This is a genomic window from Collinsella aerofaciens, from assembly GCF_039752955.1.
GTDB classification, from domain to species: domain Bacteria; phylum Actinomycetota; class Coriobacteriia; order Coriobacteriales; family Coriobacteriaceae; genus Collinsella; species Collinsella aerofaciens_BI.
In genome coordinates this window covers 1-19863 of the sequence record NZ_JBDMHB010000001.1, presented here as the reverse complement: position 1 = coordinate 19863, position 19863 = coordinate 1, and the positions used below count along the sequence as shown (strand labels likewise).

Sequence of the window (19863 nt, the reverse complement as noted above, 5' to 3'; positions counted from 1 at the left end):
CTGCTAGTGTAGCACGCTCGGATGGATGGCGAGGATAACGGGCGGCGGGGACAACTTATCCTTCTTGGCCTCGTTTCGATCCGTCCGGAAAGCGTGCCCCAGTTTTCAGCCAAATTGTGGGATGCGCTTTCCGAATGGGGTGCGCTGCGGAAACTGCGTCCCAGAATACTGACTCAGAACGGGATGCATTTTCCGAACCGGCGCTCAAAAGGAAACCGCATCCCACTTTGATGTGGGACTGCGGGAAAAATGGACCGTGACCTGGCTCGGATTGGAGTTAACGTGAATCGTTGATGCTGGCTGGTGTGGGCGCGGAGATAAACGAGCAGCCCGAGCGATATAATGACGCGCTATGGAGGTCATATGCTCTTTTCCTGCTGTTCTGCCACATCTGCTTTCTCCATTGTGCTCGTCGTAATGGCGGTCACCCCTTATCACCGGTTTTCATCTTCAATCGGTTTGGCATCAGGTGCAATGACCTGGCTCGTTATCCTTGGCGCATGCCTTGCGGCGTTTGTTCATGGTGTTGCGCTTCGCAAGGGGAGAGAAATAAGACGGCCGGGTCGCCTTGGCGCCATTGGTGTTTTCCTTGGTGTTATTGCAACGGTTCCCGAATGGGCCGACTTGGCCTTCTATGCTCGCGGAGATTCTATTCCATTCGTGTTTGCACCGATCTGGCTGCTGCATGGCGTTTCGTGCGCCTCGTGCTTTGTTGGATCGCTGCTCCTCTCATATGTTATTTGGGGCACGGTGGGCTCTCCTTTGACGCAGGGGGCGACGTGGGCTGACGAAAGAGAAACTCGTCACCCGCAGGACGCGATTTTTACAGAAACAATAGCCATCCTGTCTTGCCTGCTGTTTTGCTGTCGAGTTTCATGGAGAGTCGTTCCCGAGCCATGGGGGATGTCCCCTGTAACGGCCGTATCAATTGGCTTAGTGCTTTTAATTCCTCTGGTCTATCTCGTGTTGGCTGTGGCCCCGCCGCTTTGCTGTCTCCGCGCCTTTGGTCGGGGACAGAGCGACGTGTCTGCCCGTTCTGTGCTCGTGGCAGTTCCTATTGGCCTTGTTCCGGCTGTTGAGGTGGCATACTTCGCAAACGATGCCGCGATCATTGTGTCGCTGACGATGGGGTCCGTCATCGCCGCCTTCGTATGCACGTTGCTCAGGAAGAAGCGGAACAACGATTCGGATATCCCCCGCACGTCCGACCCATTCGATGCGGGGGCGTTTTCCCCCGCCCTGTCGCCTCGAGAAGAACAGTTTGTCCGACTGCTGCTCAAAGGAAAAACGCCGGCGGAAATTGCCAAGGAGACGGATACGAAGCCATCGACGGTGCGAACAACGCTTCACCGAGCATACGGGAAGGCGTCGGTTGCGGGCTCACGCGAGCTCGTGGCGTTGTTTGTGGACGAGGGTGATGCTGTAGGGCCCGAGCCGGCGCGGCGGCATGTTGACGATATGTTGGCATCAGCTCGGACGCGCCGGCTGTTTCGATACCTGCTCACATTATTTTTTATCCTCCTTGCAGCGGGCCCCTTGGTAATGGCGGATAGTTATTGGGGATCCGGTGTTTCATGGGCTGTTATCTTTTCTCTCTCAAGCTATGCATTGGGCCTCGGACTGCTTCTGTCGCTGCACTACGCGGGTGAAAAACTGAATCGTGAAGCTGCACTGACTAGAACGGATGGGGCGATTGGGCTCGGAAGCCCGTGCGTGTGGGCGATACTGTCTGCCGTGGAATGGTCTTTTGTCTATATCGCGGCATGGAGGTGCGTACGCGATCCGTTGATGGCTGTGCCGGTCCTGTTTTGCGGCATGACGTCTATGGCTTCGCTCGCTGTTGGGCTGTGTTCATTTAAGGCGCGTGGCCGTACTCGGGCTATCGTGCCGTTGGCGTTAATAGGTGTATCCGCTTTAATCTATGCAGCCACTAGGGGGCGAATCCATGGACTTGCGGTGCTGACGGGGATACTGTTCACATATATAGTGCTGCGTAGCTGTCCGCAGCGCAAAATGCTCGGGGTATGGATGCTTTGCTTTGGGGCGACGGCTCCTGTTTGGGTTGTCTTGCTCAACATGGCGCAGGATCTGATGGTTTTCGAGCCGTTGTTCCTTACTTCGTTGCTGGGGCAAAGTTCGGCTGTCAATGTCGTCGTGGCAACGGTGATCGTCTGCTGGTCTGCGCCCATGTTCGTCACGCACATCGCGCTCACCCGCTCGGTTGAGAACGAGAAGGCCGTCTTGGAGTACCGCGCGAACGGGCTTACCGAAGCAGCTCGCGTGCGCCAGCTTGCCCTGCTTGCGTCGCGCTCCCTTTCCGATGTTCAGTCGCAAATCTTGCTGATGACGGCAGAAGGCGCAACGACAAAGACCATTGCGGAGGATGTCGGTTACGCTGCATCTACGGTGCAAGCACTGCGGTCTGCATCTTACCGCCAGTTGAAGATCAAGAATAAAGCGGAACTTGTTTCATTGTTATCGCAGGTAGATAACGTGTAAACGCCTGAGCGATCAACTCAATAGCGGGTGTTTACAGACATCTTTCTCTATTCATGCAAAGGTTGCCGTGCGTCGACGCATTGTTAACCGCTTTTGATTGGAGAAGGCCATGATTAAGCCAAGGAGCGCTATTGCTCGAATCGGAGTCGGCTTGGCGATTGTTGCGGGCTTGTCGATGGGTGCACCTGCTGCATCATTTGCTCAAGAGGAGTTTGACACTTCCCAGGTTTCTAGCATTTCACAGAGCGCGGATGCCGGAATTGCCACATGCAAGAACAACGAAGATAGAGATTTCGCTTTTCAATGTTCTGGCACGAGCGCAACCGGCTATCGCCAGAAAGAAGATTCATCTTCAGTCTACATTTGGATCAAAGGCTATTCAGGAAAGCCGTTACGTTTGTACGTGGACGGTGCCTATGACAATAGAGGAACGGGCAATTTGAATTGCACGCAGGGCGTGTATCGCTCCAACCATGAGCGTGAATGGGAGATATACAATCTCGTCCGTGAGAATAAACGCAGCTATGCTCGTCTGACTGCATGGGCCGAGTCCGGATACGGCACGGTCTATGGAAAGTGGAGCCCCGATTGCTTCGGCCATTTTAACAAACTTCCCTCCTAGCCAATCCGCAGCTTCTTGTTGTGATTAGGGCCGGGCCGAGTGTTGCTGCTCGGCCCGGCCGAAGGGAGGGTGATGTCGCTTGAATAGAAATCTAATGCGGCACGAGTTGTCCAAGATATTTGGCAATCCTATATTTGCGTTGACCCTTATGGTTGCAACTGCAATTTCGATGGCGGCTGCCATTGAGGCATGGTGGACGCTCGAGACTGAGCGCAAGCAGCTGTTATCGCTTGGCTATGGCGTTGGTTTGCAAGCCCAGGCATACCTCGGCCAAACGCGTGAAAGTAGCTTTGGTAACTGGATCGTTGTGAGTGCAAATGCACCGCTATCGGCATCAGTGTTTTTCTATGCGCTGCCGTTGCTTGCCATGCTGGCCGGGTCGTGGTCATGCCTGTCCGAGCGTTTGAGCGGTTACGAGGCGCAGATCTGCACACGTGTTTCTAGAAATGCATACGTGAACGTGAAGATGCTGTCTGCTTTTCTCTCTGCGTTTGCGGTCACGGCTATTCCGCTACTCGTGAACTTCCTGATTGTCTCAATGCTGTTTCCCACGTATCTCCCCCGGGTCGATGAATCGACTTACGTCGGGCTCTATCTGCATAGCTATTTTTCTGGCCTGTTTTATTCCCGGCCTCTGTTATACGTGCTGGTTTATACACTGTTCGATGCGGTGACGCTGGGGGCTCTATCCATGGCCGTGACCGGTCTGTCGGTTGTGTTCCGCAGCAGAATCAAGTCGATGGTCGTTCCATATCTGATTATGGTTGCATGGCACTTTGTTAACGATTGGATTTTTAGCGTCCTTTCATGCGTCGGCTTTAACTGCAACATTCTTAACAGCATCAGGTCGGAATCACTAAATAACTGGCCCGACATTCGAGCAGGGTTTGCGGAAATCATTTTGCTGTTCGTCTTTTCTTTGATTTCCGCGAGATTCTTAAAAAGGCGCGAGGTGGTCTGATGCTGTTTAGGCTGGTCGCCGCGGACCTGAGGACCGTTTTGAAGAAGAACATCATTGCTTTTATTGCGGTTGCGGCAGTGACCGTTGCGAACTTGGTGTACGCCTACGGATTGTCTTCTGTGTATGGGGTTCGGACGAATGCCTTGGGGTTTGCGGATAATCTTGCGCTCGTGTTTGCCGGATCTGCTCCGTTTGAGCCTAGGCCCGGGGTCATGTTTGTGCCTCCGTTAGGGTGGCTATTTGTCATTCTGCTTATTCTCTATACAACACTCGATTATCCGACCGAATCGTTGCACGGGCTTGGTTTGCAAGCGCTTGTTCGATGCCGGGCAAGAACCCTTTGGTGGGCCTCGCGTTTTATCTCAGTGGCGGCGGTAACGGCATTTTCACTGCTCGTGGTGGTTTGCTCTGTTGTGATTTGGAGCTTGGTGGTGAGCTCCTCGTTCAGCGAGGTCATTCATGGCGAGTCGCTTCAGCTGGCTAATTTGGCGCCGTGGTTTCTCAAAGCTGCCGAGGCGGATGCGCTGCCGTTTTTCATAGGTCTCTTATTTGCTTTCGAGGCGCTTGCGTTTGCGCAGGCAGTGATTGGCTTTGTACTTGGGCCGTCGGTCTCGTTTGTGGTTTTAATGAGCTACCTGATCTGCTCGGCATATGCACGACATTGGGCGCTACTGGGTAACGCCTTGATGCTGTTGCGCTGGGGCGGAATTGTCAAAGAGGGAATCGCGGCGGGCTCGAGCGTCTTGTCATCAATTGCGATTATGTCGTTATGCCTATCGCTGGGCGGACTGTGGTTTCGAAGGGCAGACCTTATAGAAAAGGGGGACAAGATATGAGCGTGATCGTTAGGGACGTATCGAAGCGCATGGGCAAAAACGATGTTCTGCGCAACGTGTCCATCGAGGTTGCCCCTGGGACCGTGGTCGGGCTTCAGGGGATAAACGGTTCGGGCAAGACCATGCTCATGCGAGCGGTCTGCGGATTGATTAAACCCACCGAAGGCGAGATCTCAATCGATGGTCAAAGGCTCGGAGTTGATATCTCGTTCCCGCCGAGTCTGGGGATGTTGATCGAGGCGCCTTCCTTTTTGGGATATCTGTCTGGCTACGACAATCTGGAGCTCATCGCTCAGATCAAGGGCGTTGCCACCCCCGAGGACATTCGCTCTGCCCTGCGGCTCGTGGGGCTCGATGCAGACGAAAAAAAGAAGTTCCGAGCATACTCGCTTGGGATGAAGCAACGTCTGGGGATAGCTGCGGCAATTATGGAGAAGCCGAAGCTGCTTGTTCTCGATGAGCCAACAAATGCCCTCGACGAAGCGGGCGTGGAAATGCTCAAGCGCGTTGTGGCGATGGCGGCCTCAACGGGTCGCGAGGTTATTCTGTCCAGCCATGACGGAGAGGTGCTCGAGGAGCTGGCCGATCGGGTTTACTGCATGCGCGACGGTGCCGTTGTGAACGTTCGGGAAAGGTCGTGAGCGCGATGAAGAAGACCCTGTGGACAAGAAGGGCGGTGCTTGCTCTTTTCGGCTGTGCTGCTACCGGCCTTGCGGGCATGAGGGTGAGCGTCGTTAACGGGAACCGGACGGTCATTCCTGAGAAATATTATGCGGAGGGCGAATGGCTCTCGATGGATGGGGCGTTTCTGGGTTCGAAGGATGTGGCGACTGACGGGTATTCGTTTTGCATAGACGGGGCAGAGCTGCTCACGCCGCGCGAGTATCTCAAGCGTGCGCATGATGATTATTCAAAATATGGCATCGTGGATACGAAAACGAAATTGAAGGACGCCGACATCACGTGTGTTATCGCCGTAAAGATGCGTGTCAGGAATAAGGACAATGTCGAAGGCGGAATCAAAACGTATGTTTGGCATTTGGTGCCGGAGTCTGCGCCAAACTATGACTTTGTGGTCAATACCGATCTGATAACGCAGGCAATGCCGGCTCTGGGCGGTTCTGCTGCGTTTGCTGTACAGGTTGGGGCGGAGAACGAGTTGCTCGTCCCATTCATGATGCGAAACACCAACGACTATTTCGAAGGTTACGAGACCGTCCGTTTTGAGAAGGCTTTTCCTGGGACTTATACGATGAAGATGACCGATCTGCCAGAGAGAAGGCTCTTAAGGTTTGAAGTGAAGTAACTCGAGAGCTAGGCAAAATGGGTCCATCGGTGGCACTCGCGCTCGATCCCAGGCGCCCTGGCCCGGAATGACGCGGGGCGAGGCGTCTTCGGTGTCGGCTGGCCTACCGCTTCTTCTTGTTCTTCTTCTGCTTGCGCTGCTTGCCCTTGGTCTCCTGGGGCTTGTCGCCCTGCTTGGCTTCGGCAGCGGCCTTTTCTGCCTTCATCTTCTTGCGTTTGGTCTCGATGCGGAGTTTTTTGTTGATGCGCGCCTTGAGGAAGGTGCCAAACTGCTCGGCATCGCCGCGGACAAAGGTGTCCTTAGGGATAGTCACACCCTGGTCGGCGAACATGGCTACAAAGATGCGCTCGCCGTCGAGTACGTGGTCGAGCTTTTCAAACGGGAAGAACTGCGACTTGCCGCTCTTGCCCCAGACCATCAGGCCGTCCTCGTTGGCGGCGACGCGGCGGTAGCGGCCGCCCATGGACTCGTCTGCCTCGACGGCTTCGATAAAGTCGCGCGCGAGCGTATGGTGCAGATTTTTGCTCCACCAGGCCAAAAAGGCGCCGAACACGATTAGCACGACGCCGAACTTGATCCAGCTGCCGCCGGCCACCAGCATGCCGATGCCGATGAGCGCGGCAATTGCCGCGGCGACATACAGCGAGCCGCGACGCCTGGGCGAGGCGACCAGGCGCGCAAAGTCGGTGACGAGGTCGTTTTCGTACTGATACTCGTTGAGGTACAGAATGCCGTCGTCGGCTGCGGCCTGCTCCTCGAGCGCGACCTCGACCTGGTCGGCTGCTTCGGAGGGAACGAGGTTGCTCTCTGCGTCTGCCATGCTCTTTGGACTCCTATCGCGGCGGGCTCGCCGTACGGGTTATTATGGAATGCAGTATGCCGTGCGACCGCATGGCCGCCGCGGCAACAAGACTCAGTATACCCGGGGGAGCACCCATGGAATCGTTGTACCGAAAGTATCGCCCGCTCACCTTCGACTCCGTGGTGGGCCAGCAGCATATCGTCTCGACGCTCGAGCACGCCATCACCGAGGGGCGCCTGTCCCACGCCTACCTGTTCTGCGGACCGCGCGGCACGGGCAAGACCACCATGGCGCGCATTCTGGCCAAGGCGCTGCTGTGCCGCAATGCCGAGGCGGCGCGCGCCGAGGGTGCAAGCGGCTGCATGCCCGACGGTACTTGCGAGGAGTGCGAGCTCATCGCCGAGGGCAACCACCCGGATGTCTACGAGCTCGATGCCGCAAGCCGTACCGGCGTGGACAACGTGCGCGAGGAGATCATCAACTCCGTTAACTTTGCCCCGGTGCGTGGCAAGTACAAGATCTATATCATCGACGAGGTCCACATGCTCACGACGGCGGCGTTCAACGCGCTGCTCAAGACGCTCGAGGAGCCGCCGGCGCACGTGATCTTTGTGCTGTGCACCACCGACCCGCAAAAGATTCTGGAGACAATCCTTTCGCGCTGCCAGCGCTTCGATTTCCACCGCATTGGTAACGAGGATATCGAGCGCCGCCTGGCATACGTGTGCGAGCAGGAGGGCTTCGACTACGACGATGAGGCGCTTGCCATCGTGGCGCGCCATGCCAAGGGCGGCATGCGCGACGCGCTTTCCACGCTGGAGCAGCTGAGCGTCTTCGGCAACGGCACCGTGCATGCGGACGATGCCCGCTCGCTTTTGGGCGAAGTTTCGGACCAGATTCTGGGCGAGTTTGCGCGCGCCATTGCCGATCGTGATGTCGCCGAGCTCTATGGGCTGATTCGCACGCAGGTCGAGGAAGGTAACGACCTGCTGGAACTGACGCGCGACCTGGTGGCGCACGTGCGCGACGTGTATGTTGCCTGCGTTGCCGGTGCCCGTGCCGAGTTGTTTGAGGGAGGCGCCGAGCAGGCCGAGGCGCTTGCAGCCGAGGCCGCTGCCTTTGGCGAGCATTCTGCCGACCGTTTGGCTCGCGTGCTGACGGTGCTCGACGATGCCGCGCTGGAGATGAGGGGTGCGAGCGACGTGCGCCTGGTGCTCGAGATCGCCTGTACCCGCCTGGCGCGTCCCGAGGCCGATTTAACGATTGAGGCATTGGCCGAGCGCGTGGCACGTCTGGAGGCCATGGTTGCCAACGGCGCCGTGCCGGCGAGCGTGGCCGCTGCTCAGGCCGCCGCGCCTGCAGCATCCGTACCCGCTGCTGCCCAACAGCCGACGCTCATTTCGGGCGCCCGTGCTGCCGCTCCGGCGGCATCCGCTGCCCCCGCTGCTACGTCCGCGCATCAGGGTGGCATGCCTTGGGACCGCGGCGCTGCTGTTCCGGCTGCCCAGCCTGCTCCCCGTTCTGCGTCCGTGTCAGCTTCCAAGTCTGCAGCGCCTGCACCTCAGCCTGCGCCGACGTCGACGCCTCAGCCCGTTGCTGCCCCCGCGCCTGCCACCGCTCCGGCACCTAAGCCCCAGTCCAACAATGCCGCCCAGGTTGCCGCCGCCGGTGCTGCCGAGACGCCCGCGGTCGAGGATGCCGGAGAGCTGCAGCGCAAATGGGCCGAGGTCGTCGAGCGTGTCAAGGCGCGTCAGGCTTCCTACGCAGGGCTTTTGCTCAACGCCCGCGCCACGGCCGACGACGGCTCCAAGCTCACCGTCTCGTTCCCCGCGGGCTCGACCTTTGCCATCAAGATGCTCGGTCGCGCCGATACGCAATCGGTGGTCCTGCCGACGGTCTGCGCAGTCTTCGGTCGTCGTACCGTCGACTATGTCTTGGATGGGGGTGGCACGCCGGCTCCTCAACATGAGGAGCATTCTCCATCTGCACGGGCTGCGGCATCTGCGGACCCGCAACCCGTGTCCTCGGCGGCCCCTGCATCCTCGAGCGCCAGCGCGCCGCAGCGGCAAGCGACACCGGTAGCGGCGTCGACCCCGTCGGCGCCTAAGCCCGCGGCGCCCAAACCGGCTGCTCCGACACCCGTGTCCAAGCCCGCCTCGCCCGCGCCCAAGTCGTCTGACCTAGGCAAAGCCCCCTGGCTACGCTCAGACAACCCCGCCGGCGCTCCTGCCACGGGTAAGCTCCCGACCGAGCCCGCACCCCGTGCGCCCGAGCGCTCGGCTGCCCCCAAGGCTCAGTCTGTCGCGCAGTCCGCGCCGTGGGAATCCGAGCAGGTGCCCTACGACGACGCCATGGTCGGCGGCTTTGCCGGCGATGCGAGCGGGGACGATCTTCCTCCGTTCGACGTGCCGGGTGCGGCGTCCGCGCCCAAGTCCGCTGCAGCTGCCCCCAAAGAGGGGGACGCCCCCGCTGCCCCTTGGGAGTCCAACCCCGGCGCCGGCAGCCCCTTCGGCCATCAGGGCGCAGCCCCGAGCATCCCGCAGACCGAGGACGAGGCCAAAGCCCTCATCCGCAACGTCTTCGGCCAGGCCACCATCTTCAAACCGGTGGAGTAGCTGCGCAGGCGGGTATACTGCTCAAGAAGAGGACCCCTTGTCCGGGCGCATCTGTATTTCGGACATGTGTAGTGTGGTGCCGCGTATGTCGCATTTGAGCAGACAGGTGCGTGACGGTCGGCCTAGGATGCTGAGGTCGATACGATACGTCGCATGGCTGTCCGTGTACTCGACTTGCTCGGCGTTAATGGTTGCTCCGATTGCCAAATAAACGCCTAGCTCGGCATCGACAATCTTGAAGTCCTTTATCTTGACCTTGAACTCTTGATAGAGGGACGGGCTGTTGTAGTAGACGGTTCGGGTTCCGTCGGTGCACTCATCGGTCGTCTCCCATTTGACGACGGGCTGGTCCGAGCTGGCTATCAGCAGTTCTGCTCCAAAAGCTATGGCATGGGTGATGACAACCAGCAATGCCCAGCCGACAAAGAGATAGAGAACCACATATGCAACGGGGTGTTTTGAGCGGATGTTTTGGAGCGCGTTGGGGGCATTCATGGGGCACCTCCAAATTACTATCTATGGCAATCAAATTATACCCTGCCGCCATGTGCGCCGCCTCGAGCAGCGGTTCGGCATTTAGCTATTTAGTGGCGCACATGAAATGCCGGATTCGGCTCTACTAGATTGAGTGTGCGATATTATGCAACCTTGCATAATTCGACCTTGCATAATCTTTGAGTGCGGTTTGTATTGGAGGACATGTATATCGACTGAGGTAACACGTCCGCCCCGCTCTCTCGCCGCGCGCCGTGGTACGATTTTTGAGTTTGAAAGTCCCGCCGTGCTCCGGCTGCCCTTGCAGCTCGGCGTGCGGCCGCACGTAAAGGAGCCATCATGGCCGGTATGAACATGCAGCAGATGATGAAGCAGGCTCGCAAGATGCAGGAGCAGCTTGCCGCCGCGCAGGAGAACCTCAAGTCCCAGACCGTCGACGCCTCTGCCGGCGGCGGCATGGTCAAGGTGACCGTTAACGGCGAGATGGAGCTCGTCAACCTCACCATCGATCCCGATGCCCTCGATCCCGAGGACGTCGATATGCTGCAGGACATGATCATGGCTGCCGTCAACGAGGCCGTCCGCGGCGTCAACGAGCTCGCCAACAAGCAGATGGGCGCCATCACCGGCGGCCTCAACATCCCGGGCATGCCGTTCTAAGACACGCATATATATGAGTGCGAATCACAGTCTGCAAAAACTGCTCGATGAGCTGGGCCGTCTGCCGGGCATTGGTCCCAAGTCGGCCCAGCGCATCGCCTATTACCTGTTGGAGGCTGACGCCGAGGAGGCCCGCCGCCTGGCCGAGGCCATCCTGGAGGTCAAGCAGGAGGTCCACTTTTGCAGCCGTTGCTTTAACTACGCCACGGCCGACGAGTGCTCCATCTGTCAGGATTCGATGCGCGACACCACTCGCATTTGCGTGGTGGGCGAGCCGCGCGATGTTCAGGCGATCGAGCGCACGGGCAGCTACCACGGTCTCTACCACGTATTGGGCGGCGTGATCAGTCCCATGGACAAGATTGGCCCCGAGCAGCTGCACATTCGCGAGCTGCTGGCACGCTTGGGCCACGAGGACATCCACGAGGTCATCATCGCCACCAACCCCAATATTGAGGGCGAGACCACGGCGAGCTATCTGGCCCGCACTATCAAGCCGCTGGGCGTCGAGGTATCGCGTCTGGCGAGCGGCCTGCCCGTGGGCGGCGACCTGGAGTATGCCGACGAGCTTACGCTTGGCCGCGCCATCGAGGCCCGTCGCACGATTTAGGTGGCGAGCCTGCCCCTGCCGTATGTTTTCCTCGCGACGCACGGGGTAGTCATAATTTTCCCGTGCGACTGTAAGTTTGTTGTGCAACAAAGATGCTTTGTATCCGCTTATCGCATGGATGCTTCCACTCGCATCCTTAATTTGCCCATTCGTTGCGCAACCTTTTGGGTTCGCTGATACACTCAAATATGGATTCGAATGAATGCGCCGCTCCCGAGCGGCGTGTTTTTGTTGGAGGAGAACGCATGCGGCCCGGTGGCACTCAGACAAAGCGCGGCGCCGCGGTGCGCATGCGGCGCCGACTGGGCTTGGCGCCGCGGGCGTACGCACTGCTGTCTTGCTCGCTGGTGCTGGTCATAGCTGGCGTTTCTGCCTATGGCATGACCGTGCCGTCCATGATGCAGGCGCATACCGCACGCGAACCGCGCGTGGGGCATGAGGTCAAAAGTGATCTGGGTACCACGACTGGATATGCTTGGGCAAGTGTGGTCGCGCATATTGTGTTTGGCACCGACGATGCGGACGGCGCCGAGGCTCCGGACAACGAAGTCACGCTTGCCAATGGCAAAACCATCGTGCTCACCAACACCAAGATCATCGATCGGTTGTCCAACAATAGCGTGGCGGCAACGGTGAATAAGGTCGAGCAGCAGAAGGAGCAGGACGCCCAACAGTCCGGAAAGCCCGGTAGCTCGGATACTTCTGGCTCCGGCTCGGATTCATCGAGTTCGGGCGGCGGCTCTGGGTCGGGTTCCTCTACCGGAGGGTCTGGAAACGGCGGCTCGACGGGCGGCAACACTGACAACGATGCAAACTCCGGTGGCCTTTCCGCTGCTGAAGAAGAGAGCATTCACAGTTGGCTTGTGACCAAGTACAACATGCTCGACGGCTATGTTTCCCGTGCCAATGACGTGGTCTCGACCTATAACTCTACGGGAGATCCCAGACCGTGCGACAGCCTGGTCGGGGAGATGTTTGTCATTCGAGCCGAGTTCGGTCGTCAGACATTCTCGCCCCGGTCAAAGTGGTATCAGCAGTATGCCAATCTGTGGGGCTGTTACACCAACTTATGTCAATGGGTCGGCCATTACGGCGATGATGACGTCGCGCTCGGTAACTTCAACAATAACGTGGCGGCGCTTGCCCTATGATGACCGATCTTGCATCCACCACACCACAATCGCTCGGTCGCGATCCCATGGTCGGCCTGCGCCTGGCGCGTGTCGACGGGTTTGAGCCGGCCATTGCGCTCGGTCAGGACGAACTGCCTGCCTATCTGCGTCGTTTTACGATACTGTTTGCCGACGATGCCACCATGCGCCGTGGCGGTATCGGCCGCGTGACGCGTGCTGTCAACGCCCAAGGCGAGGCCGTAGCACTCAAACAGCTCATCTTGCCGACGCGCGATGAGTTTGACGACGATGCCGCCCATGAGTCGCTGGTCGCCAAGTTCAAAGCGGCATTTCGCGAGGAATACGAATGTCATCGCGCCCTTTCGGGCCTTAAGGGCTTTCCCCGCCTCTATGGCTGGGGCGAGGTTGACGGTGTGCCTGCAATTGTCATGGAATGGGTCGAGGGCGAGACGCTCGCCCGCTTGCGCTCGCGACTCGCCGTGGACGATGCCGGACGCCTATCGCCGCTTGTGGCGGCGCGCTTGGGGCGCGACCTGTTCGACCTGCTCTGCCGCATGAGCCTGGTGGGGGAGGGCTTTGTCCATCGCGATATCTCGCCCGCTAATATTATGGTGCGTACGGCGCGTTTACCGCTTGACCGGCAGCTTGCCGAGGGCACCTTTGACCTGTGCCTGATCGACTTTGGCTCGTCGCTGGCGCTCGAGCCTGCGTCGGCCGTGGCCGGTACCGGCGGCAAGGCATCCTTTACCGAGCGCTATGCCACGCTGCGTCGCGCGACGGTGGCCTACGCTCCGCCCGAGATGCTCACCGACGATATTCCCGATCTGCGCGCTTTGCGTATGTCGCCGGCGATCGACGTCTATGCCGCGGCAAGCACGGTTTACGAGCTCATTGCCGGCGTCGCGCCATACGAAGCCGCGCCGAGCACTTCGGGCACCTCGGGTTCGCGCAAAAAGACGCGCGACATCGCGAGCCCCTACCGTCTCAAGATGGACACGCGGCCCGACTATCCCATTGGTGCCCATGCGCCCGGTTGTGATTTGACTCAGCTGCTTCGTCGTGAGCCCGATGTGGCGCTCGCCGCGGCCGAGCAGGCCCAGCAGCTAGGGCTTGAGCCGGATTCCGAAGAGCTACGCGATGCGCTGGCGTTTGTCGATGCCCAGCTGTTCGACGTGGTGATGGCCTGTCTGTCCAGCCATCAAAAAGATCGTCCCGAGCCGGCGGCGGTCGAGGCGGCGCTCTCAGCGTTTTGTGACCACTATGCGCAAAATGTCGGCCGTTCGCTCCGCGGCGAGCCGCTCACGCCGTGCCCCATGGATGCGTCCGGCCGCGCGGTTCGTCGCGCGCTGATGGTCGGCGCGACGGTCGCCTGTGGCGTGGTTTGGGCTGTGGTCGTGGTTTCGGCCGCGCTGCTGGCGTCGGGCGCCCGCGTGACGGCGACTTTGGGATCGCTCGTGTGGTCTGGGTCGCTACCGGGTATTATTGCCGCACTGGCGTTGGCGCTGCCCGGCATAGCCGGCGTTGCCGCGGGGGCACTTGCGCGTGATCGGCGCTCGGGGTTCCTGCAGGGTGTGCTTGCGCTTTCTGCCTGCGAGGTTCCGGTGCTGGTTGTGGCTGCATGTAGCGTTTTTTCCCAACGCGCCGTGATGGGCGGCCTTGTTGCCGCTCTGGTTGCAACCTATACGCTTACGTGGTTTTTGCTTGCGATGGGCTTTGCCTTTGAACTTCCCGTTTCGGCACCGCGACGCACAAAAGCCCAGATGGCGACTCCGCTTGCCGGCGGAGCCGCAGCTGCCCGTACTTTTGGCGGACCTGTCGAAGTATCGTCCGATTCTATTTCTACGACTAAGGAGGCCTAGGTCATGGCATCTCAAGTTGAGCTCACCCCATGCGGGGCCATGTTTGACATCTTTAAGCGCGCGGCGCATCTGAGCCATCTCGAGCTGTGCGGCTTGGTGCTTTCGTCCCGTCCGCTCGCCGACGGCCGCAGCCCGCAGAGCCGAGCCGCCGATCGCTCTTGGGTTTCCCGCTTTATCGTTCGCGCGCCGGTCGGCACGCTTCAGCAGCGCTACTTTGCCGAATACGGTACCTCGGCTGCGCGCATTATGTCGCAACTGGCCCTGCGCCAGCGAAATCCCATGGACTCCACGGCTGTGATCAATATGGTGTGCGGTCCTGCAGGTGAACCGATGGTACGCGCGCTCGAAGAGTGCCACCAGGACACGAATCTCTATCGCAACGCGCTCGATCGCCTGTCCCAGGCGGCGGAACTCATGCCCGCCGAGCGCGCCGAGGCCGTGCTGGTGCTGTTTGTCGCTGTCGGTTGTTCGGCGGATGTGCGGTCCTCGGTGAACTATGCCATCGACTACGCGCACGCGACCTGTGGCGGAGGCACCTCCACGCCGCGTTCGCTTGGCATGTCGATGACCGCGGGCGAACGCGAACCCGCCCCGGCGCACCCCTTGGGCTTGCTGCGCGTACAAAACAGTTTTGTCGTGAGCGCCCCGCGCTGGATTCAGCCGAGTGAGCAGGGTGTTGAGATTGGCGCGCTGGCCACTGGTGAGGGCGATATTACCGACGTCGGCGACGATGTCTCGGCCCGCCATGCCCATATCTGGTGCGATGCTCAAAATATCTGGCACGTCGAGGACTTGTCGTCCACCAACGGAACCGTGGTGGTAAACGGGGCCACGCGCGTCTGCATTCAGGTCGAGCCCGGCCGTTCCGCCCAACTCAATCCCGGCGACGAGCTCAAGCTCGGCGAATCCACTACCTACGCCATCCTCTTCGGTGCCCTTTAGCCAACCCTCAATAAGTTGCGATGAAATACGGACTGTTTAAGGCTCTGAGCAGCAAAAACAGTCCCTATTTCACCGCAACTGCCGTATGGTTCACGGGGGACATTTTGCTCGGCGCTGAGCATTCGATAGTCACCCGAGGTAAACCTTCACCCGTCCACCTATATTTGCCGAAATTACACTTGACGGCGGGGTACAATAAACCCGCATGCGGATTTCCGTTGCGGGCGCTTCCCATCGCCGGGGCGTGCCCGGGAGCATCCGGCATGCGGCCTTTGCGGCGCTCGGTCATGTGCAAGACGGGTAGCTGGGCCTGTGGAGCGCGTACAGCCGCCCCTTGCCTTGGCATGCCTTCTCTCCACGCCATGTACCTGCTGCTGAGCCTGCCTGCCAGATGATTGGAAGCAACAGCGAAAATCCCATCACGCCAACATCCCGGCGATCGCCGGGGCCTGTATACCTATATGAGAGGAGAGGGGTATATGGCGCGTAAGTTTAAGTCTATGGACGGCAACGAGGCGGCCGCATATGTTTCGTATGCGTACACCGAGGTAGCGGGAATCTATCCCATTACGCCGTCCAGCCCGATGGCCGACCATGTCGACCAGTGGGCGGCCCAGGGTCGCAAGAACATCTTCGGCACCCCGGTCAAGGTCGTCGAGATGGAGTCCGAGGCAGGTGCAGCCGGTACCGTTCACGGTTCGCTGGGTGCCGGTGCTCTGACCACCACCTACACGGCTTCTCAGGGTCTGCTCCTGATGATTCCGAACATGTACAAGATCGCGGGCGAGCAGCTCCCGGGCGTCTTCCACGTCTCCGCGCGTTGCGTCGCTTCCCACGCCCTGAACATCTTTGGCGATCACTCCGACGTCATGGCTTGTCGTCAGACCGGCTTCGCCATGCTCGCCGAGGGCAACGTCCAGGAGGTCATGGACCTCTCGCCGGTGGCTCACCTCGCCGCCATCGAGGGAAAGACCCCGTTCCTTAACTTCTTCGACGGCTTCCGCACCAGCCACGAGATCCAGAAGGTCGCCATGTGGGACTACAAGGATCTGGCCGAGATGTGCGACATGGACGCCGTCCAGGCTTTCCGCGACCACGCGCTCAACCCTGAGCACCCGCACACCCGCGGTAGCCACGAGAACGGCGATATCTTCTTCCAGAACCGTGAGGCCTGCAACAAGGTCTACGACGAGCTTCCCGCCGTCGTCGAGGGCTACATGAAGAAGATCAACGAGAAGCTCGGCACCGATTACGGCCTGTTCAACTACTACGGCGCTCCCGATGCCGATCGCGTCGTCGTGTGCATGGGCTCCTTCTGCGACGTGCTCGAGGAAGTCATCGACTACCTCAACGCTCACGGCGAGAAGGTCGGCCTGGTCAAGGTTCGTCTGTTCCGTCCGTTCTCCATCAAGCACTTCGTCGACGTTCTCCCCGAGACCGTCCAGAAGATCGCCGTCATGGACCGTACCAAGGAGCCGGGTTCCATCGGCGAGCCGCTCTACCAGGACGTCGTCTCCGCTCTCTACGAGGCCGGCAAGACGGGCATCAAGGTCGTCGGCGGCCGTTATGGCCTGGGCAGCAAGGACACGCCTCCCGCGTCCGCGTTCGCTGTCTTCGAGGAGCTCAAGAAGGACGAGCCCAAGCGCGAGTTCACCATCGGCATTGTCGATGACGTGACCAACCTGAGCCTGCCCGAGGCCGAGGATGCGCCCAACACCGCAGCCCCCGGCACCATCGAGTGCAAGTTCTGGGGTCTGGGTGGCGACGGTACCGTCGGCGCCAACAAGAACTCGATCAAGATCATCGGCGATCACACCGACAAGTACGTTCAGGCCTACTTCCAGTACGACTCCAAGAAGACCGGCGGCGTCACCGTTTCGCACCTGCGCTTTGGTGATTCCCCGATCCGTTCGCCGTACTACGTGACCAAGGCCGACTTTGTCGCCTGCCACAACCCCAGCTACATCGTCAAGGGCTTCAAGATGGTCCGCGACGTCAAGCCGGGTGGCACCTTCCTGGTCAACTGCCAGTGGAGCGACGAGGAGTTCGCCGAGCACATGCCCGCCGTGGCCAAGCGCTACATCGCGAACAACAACGTCAACGTCTACCTGATCGACGCTATCGACCTGGCCGCTAAGGTCGGCATGGGCAAGCGCACCAACACGGTGCTCCAGTCCGCCTTCTTCGCGCTGGCCAAGGTCCTGCCCGCCGAGGACGCCCTGCAGTACATGAAGGACGCGGCTACCAAGTCCTACATGAAGAAGGGCCAGGCTATCGTCGACGCCAACCACAAGGCCATCGATGCCGGCGCTACCGCCTTCCGTAAGTTCGAGGTTCCGGCCGACTGGGCTACCGCCGAGGATGCCGCTCCCGTCGAGCTCTCCGAGGAGACCAAGTCCGCTATCGCCCAGCAGGTCAAGAACCTGCTCGAGCCCATCGATCGCATGGACGGCGACAGCCTGCCTGTTTCCGCCTTCGTCGATTGCGCCGACGGCCAGTTTGAGCTGGGCGCCTCCGCATACGAGAAACGCGGCGTCGCCGTAGTCGTTCCCCACTGGGACGAGACCAAGTGCATCCAGTGCAACCAGTGCGCCTACGTGTGCCCGCATGCCACCATCCGTCCGTTCGCGATGACCGAGGACGAGGCTGCCGCCGCGCCCGAGGCTACCCGCACGCTCGACGCCATGGGCCCCAAGGCCAAGGGCATGAAGTTCACCATGGCTGTGTCCCCGCTCGACTGCATGGGCTGCACCAACTGCGTCAAGGTCTGCCCCAAGGGCGCCCTCGAGATGGTTCCCACCGAGCAGGAGATGGACCAGCAGCCCGTTTGGGACTACATGGTCGAGAACGTCTCCGAGAAGAAGGAGCTCATCGCGGCCAACGTCAAGGGCAGCCAGTTTAAGCAGCCCTACCTGGAGTTCTCCGGCTCCTGCGCCGGCTGCGCCGAGACCGCCTATGCACGTCTGGTGACCCAGGTCGCCGGCGACCGCATGTTCATTTCCAACGCCACCGGCTGCTCCTCCATTTGGGGCAACCCCGCTGCCACCGCTCCTTACTGCAAGGACAAGGACGGTCACGGCCCGGCGTGGAACAACTCCCTGTTCGAGGACAATGCCGAGCACGGTCTGGGCATGGCCGTTGGCTATGAGGCCGTTCAGCACAAGCTGATCGCCGCTACCCAGGACATCATCGCTGCCGATGGTCCGTCCGATGAGCTCAAGGCCGCCGGCCAGGCTTGGATCGACTCCGTCAACGACGCCGAGGCCTCCAAGACCGCTGCCGCTGCCTACGTTGCCGAGCTCGAGAAGTGCGGCTGCGACGCTTCCAAGGCGATCCTCGCCGACAAGGCTTACCTCACCAAGAAGTCCTTCTGGATCTTCGGCGGCGACGGCTGGGCCTACGACATCGGCTTCGGTGGCCTGGACCACGTCCTGGCTTCCGGCCACAACGTCAACGTCTTCGTCTTCGACACCGAGGTCTACTCCAACACCGGCGGTCAGGCCTCCAAGGCCTCGAACCTGGGCCAGGTCGCTCAGTTCGCCGCTGCCGGTAAGGTGACCAAGAAGAAGTCTCTGGCCGAGATTGCCATGAGCTACGGCTACGTCTACGTGGCGCAGGTCGCCATGGGCGCCAACCCGGCTCAGACCCTCAAGGCCATTCACGAGGCCGAGGCCTACGACGGCCCGTCCCTCATCATCGGCTACAGCCCCTGCGAGATGCACTCCATCAAGAAGGGCGGCATGCAGAACTGCCAGGCCGAGATGAAGAAGGCTGTCGAGTGCGGTTACTGGAACCTCTTCCGCTTCAACCCCGAGGCTGCTGCCGGCAAGAAGTTCTCGCTCGATTCCAAGGAGCCCGCGGGCGGTTATCAGGAGTTCCTGATGAACGAGGCCCGTTACGCTTCGCTGACGCGTTCCTTCCCCGAGCGCGCCGAGGAGCTCTTCAAGGAGAATGAGCAGGCTGCTATGGACCGCTATCAGCACCTGCTGAAGCTCAAAACGGTGTATAACGAGGCCTAGGTCTCCCACCGCAGGATCTGAGGGCTGACCTTCGCGGACGTCCTCGGACATGAAAGAACCCCCGCTGCGCACTACGTGCGGCGGGGGTTCTTTCGTCCTGCGGAGTGTCCGCGAAGGTCAGCCCTCAGATCCTGCTACGACTACGTCCTCGGATTGTGTGGGCGGATGAAGGACGTAGTTGGCGGGTATTCCGTCCCTTTCGCTGTTTCGCGGCTTTGCCGCGAAACCTCGCGCCACTTTGGGGATGGATGGGGGACTTGGCTGTTGCCGCCTTTTCGGAGCTCTTCTTTATTCCTTATGCTGGATGAAAAGCCCCTTGTTTTTGCAGGGGTGCATACTCGACTTATATGTGCATAGAATCTCGTATAGTGCGAGTAAGATATTGCGCTGTCTGTTTTGTGTTTAGCAGAGATGTAGTTTGCATAATCCGACATAATCCTCGCTTCATTTAAATAAAGTCGCACGTAAATGGCGTAAACATATCTGAACTGGGGTTCTGTACGC

The 19863-nt window shown here is 59.8% G+C and carries 15 protein-coding genes; 13 read left to right on the top strand and 2 right to left on the bottom strand.

What is annotated here, in order from left to right; translation table 11 throughout:
• Positions 1 to 363 precede the first annotated feature (363 nt).
• The 6 genes from ABHR75_RS00075 (at position 364) to ABHR75_RS00050 (ending at position 6224) form a co-directional block, all read left to right on the top strand.
• Positions 364 to 2499 carry a helix-turn-helix transcriptional regulator gene (locus tag ABHR75_RS00075; protein ID WP_346963318.1) on the top strand — a complete coding sequence of 712 codons (2136 nt, stop codon included), beginning with the start codon at positions 364 to 366 and terminating at the stop codon, positions 2497 to 2499.
• Between the two features lie 109 nt (positions 2500 to 2608).
• Positions 2609 to 3121, top strand: a complete 513-nt coding sequence (locus ABHR75_RS00070; RefSeq protein ID WP_117778762.1) for a DUF2712 domain-containing protein — start codon at positions 2609 to 2611, stop codon at positions 3119 to 3121.
• A 106-nt stretch (positions 3122 to 3227) separates the two neighbouring features.
• Positions 3228 to 4082 (top strand): hypothetical protein, encoded by an 855-nt coding sequence (locus ABHR75_RS00065; protein WP_346963317.1) that lies wholly within the window; start codon positions 3228 to 3230, stop codon positions 4080 to 4082.
• A gap of 38 nt (positions 4083 to 4120) precedes the next feature.
• Positions 4121 to 4918: a DUF2705 family protein gene (locus ABHR75_RS00060; protein ID WP_346963316.1), complete on the top strand. Its 798-nt coding sequence runs from the start codon at positions 4121 to 4123 to the stop codon at positions 4916 to 4918.
• Positions 4915 to 5559, top strand: coding sequence for an ATP-binding cassette domain-containing protein (locus ABHR75_RS00055; protein WP_346963315.1), 645 nt, complete (start codon positions 4915 to 4917; stop codon positions 5557 to 5559). Before ABHR75_RS00060 ends, ABHR75_RS00055 begins: the two co-directional genes overlap by 4 nt.
• 5 nt (positions 5560 to 5564) lie before the next feature.
• Positions 5565 to 6224: a DUF5028 domain-containing protein gene (locus ABHR75_RS00050; RefSeq protein ID WP_346963314.1), complete on the top strand. Its 660-nt coding sequence runs from the start codon at positions 5565 to 5567 to the stop codon at positions 6222 to 6224.
• Positions 6225 to 6327: 103 nt separating this feature from the next.
• Here the strand turns inward: ABHR75_RS00050 and ABHR75_RS00045 are convergent, their stop codons facing one another.
• The gene (locus ABHR75_RS00045; RefSeq protein ID WP_346963313.1) at positions 6328 to 7044 is read right to left on the bottom strand and encodes a hypothetical protein; all 717 of its coding nucleotides are present in this window, start codon (positions 7042 to 7044) and stop codon (positions 6328 to 6330) included.
• A 116-nt stretch (positions 7045 to 7160) separates the two neighbouring features.
• On the opposite strand from ABHR75_RS00045, the gene dnaX reads away from it, so the two are divergent.
• Positions 7161 to 9641, top strand: a complete 2481-nt coding sequence (gene dnaX / locus ABHR75_RS00040) for a DNA polymerase III subunit gamma/tau (RefSeq protein ID WP_346963312.1) — start codon at positions 7161 to 7163, stop codon at positions 9639 to 9641.
• 21 nt (positions 9642 to 9662) lie between these two features.
• Here dnaX and ABHR75_RS00035 read toward each other — a convergent pair whose 3' ends face one another.
• On the bottom strand, positions 9663 to 10136 hold the full coding sequence (locus ABHR75_RS00035) for a hypothetical protein (RefSeq protein WP_006235175.1): 474 nt from the start codon (positions 10134 to 10136) through the stop codon (positions 9663 to 9665).
• Between the two features lie 339 nt (positions 10137 to 10475).
• Between ABHR75_RS00035 and ABHR75_RS00030 the strand changes: the two genes are divergently transcribed.
• The 6 genes from ABHR75_RS00030 to nifJ all read left to right on the top strand — a co-directional run bounded on the left by ABHR75_RS00030 (position 10476) and on the right by nifJ (position 19359).
• Positions 10476 to 10796 carry a YbaB/EbfC family nucleoid-associated protein gene (locus tag ABHR75_RS00030; protein ID WP_006235174.1) on the top strand — a complete coding sequence of 107 codons (321 nt, stop codon included), beginning with the start codon at positions 10476 to 10478 and terminating at the stop codon, positions 10794 to 10796.
• Between the two features lie 13 nt (positions 10797 to 10809).
• Entirely contained in the window at positions 10810 to 11406 is a 597-nt protein-coding gene (recR, locus tag ABHR75_RS00025; RefSeq protein ID WP_089573257.1) for a recombination mediator RecR, read from the top strand.
• 245 nt (positions 11407 to 11651) lie between these two features.
• Positions 11652 to 12557 carry a hypothetical protein gene (locus ABHR75_RS00020; protein ID WP_316370701.1) on the top strand — a complete coding sequence of 302 codons (906 nt, stop codon included), beginning with the start codon at positions 11652 to 11654 and terminating at the stop codon, positions 12555 to 12557.
• Positions 12554 to 14398 (top strand): serine/threonine protein kinase, encoded by a 1845-nt coding sequence (locus ABHR75_RS00015; protein WP_346963311.1) that lies wholly within the window; start codon positions 12554 to 12556, stop codon positions 14396 to 14398. The genes ABHR75_RS00020 and ABHR75_RS00015 overlap by 4 nt, the downstream gene beginning before the upstream one ends.
• Positions 14399 to 14401: 3 nt before the next feature.
• Complete coding sequence (locus ABHR75_RS00010; protein WP_346963310.1) at positions 14402 to 15340, top strand: FHA domain-containing protein; 939 nt, start codon at positions 14402 to 14404, stop codon at positions 15338 to 15340.
• Positions 15341 to 15819: 479 nt separating this feature from the next.
• Positions 15820 to 19359 carry a pyruvate:ferredoxin (flavodoxin) oxidoreductase gene (nifJ, locus tag ABHR75_RS00005; protein ID WP_117655974.1) on the top strand — a complete coding sequence of 1180 codons (3540 nt, stop codon included), beginning with the start codon at positions 15820 to 15822 and terminating at the stop codon, positions 19357 to 19359.
• The last annotated feature ends 504 nt before the right edge of the window (positions 19360 to 19863 follow it).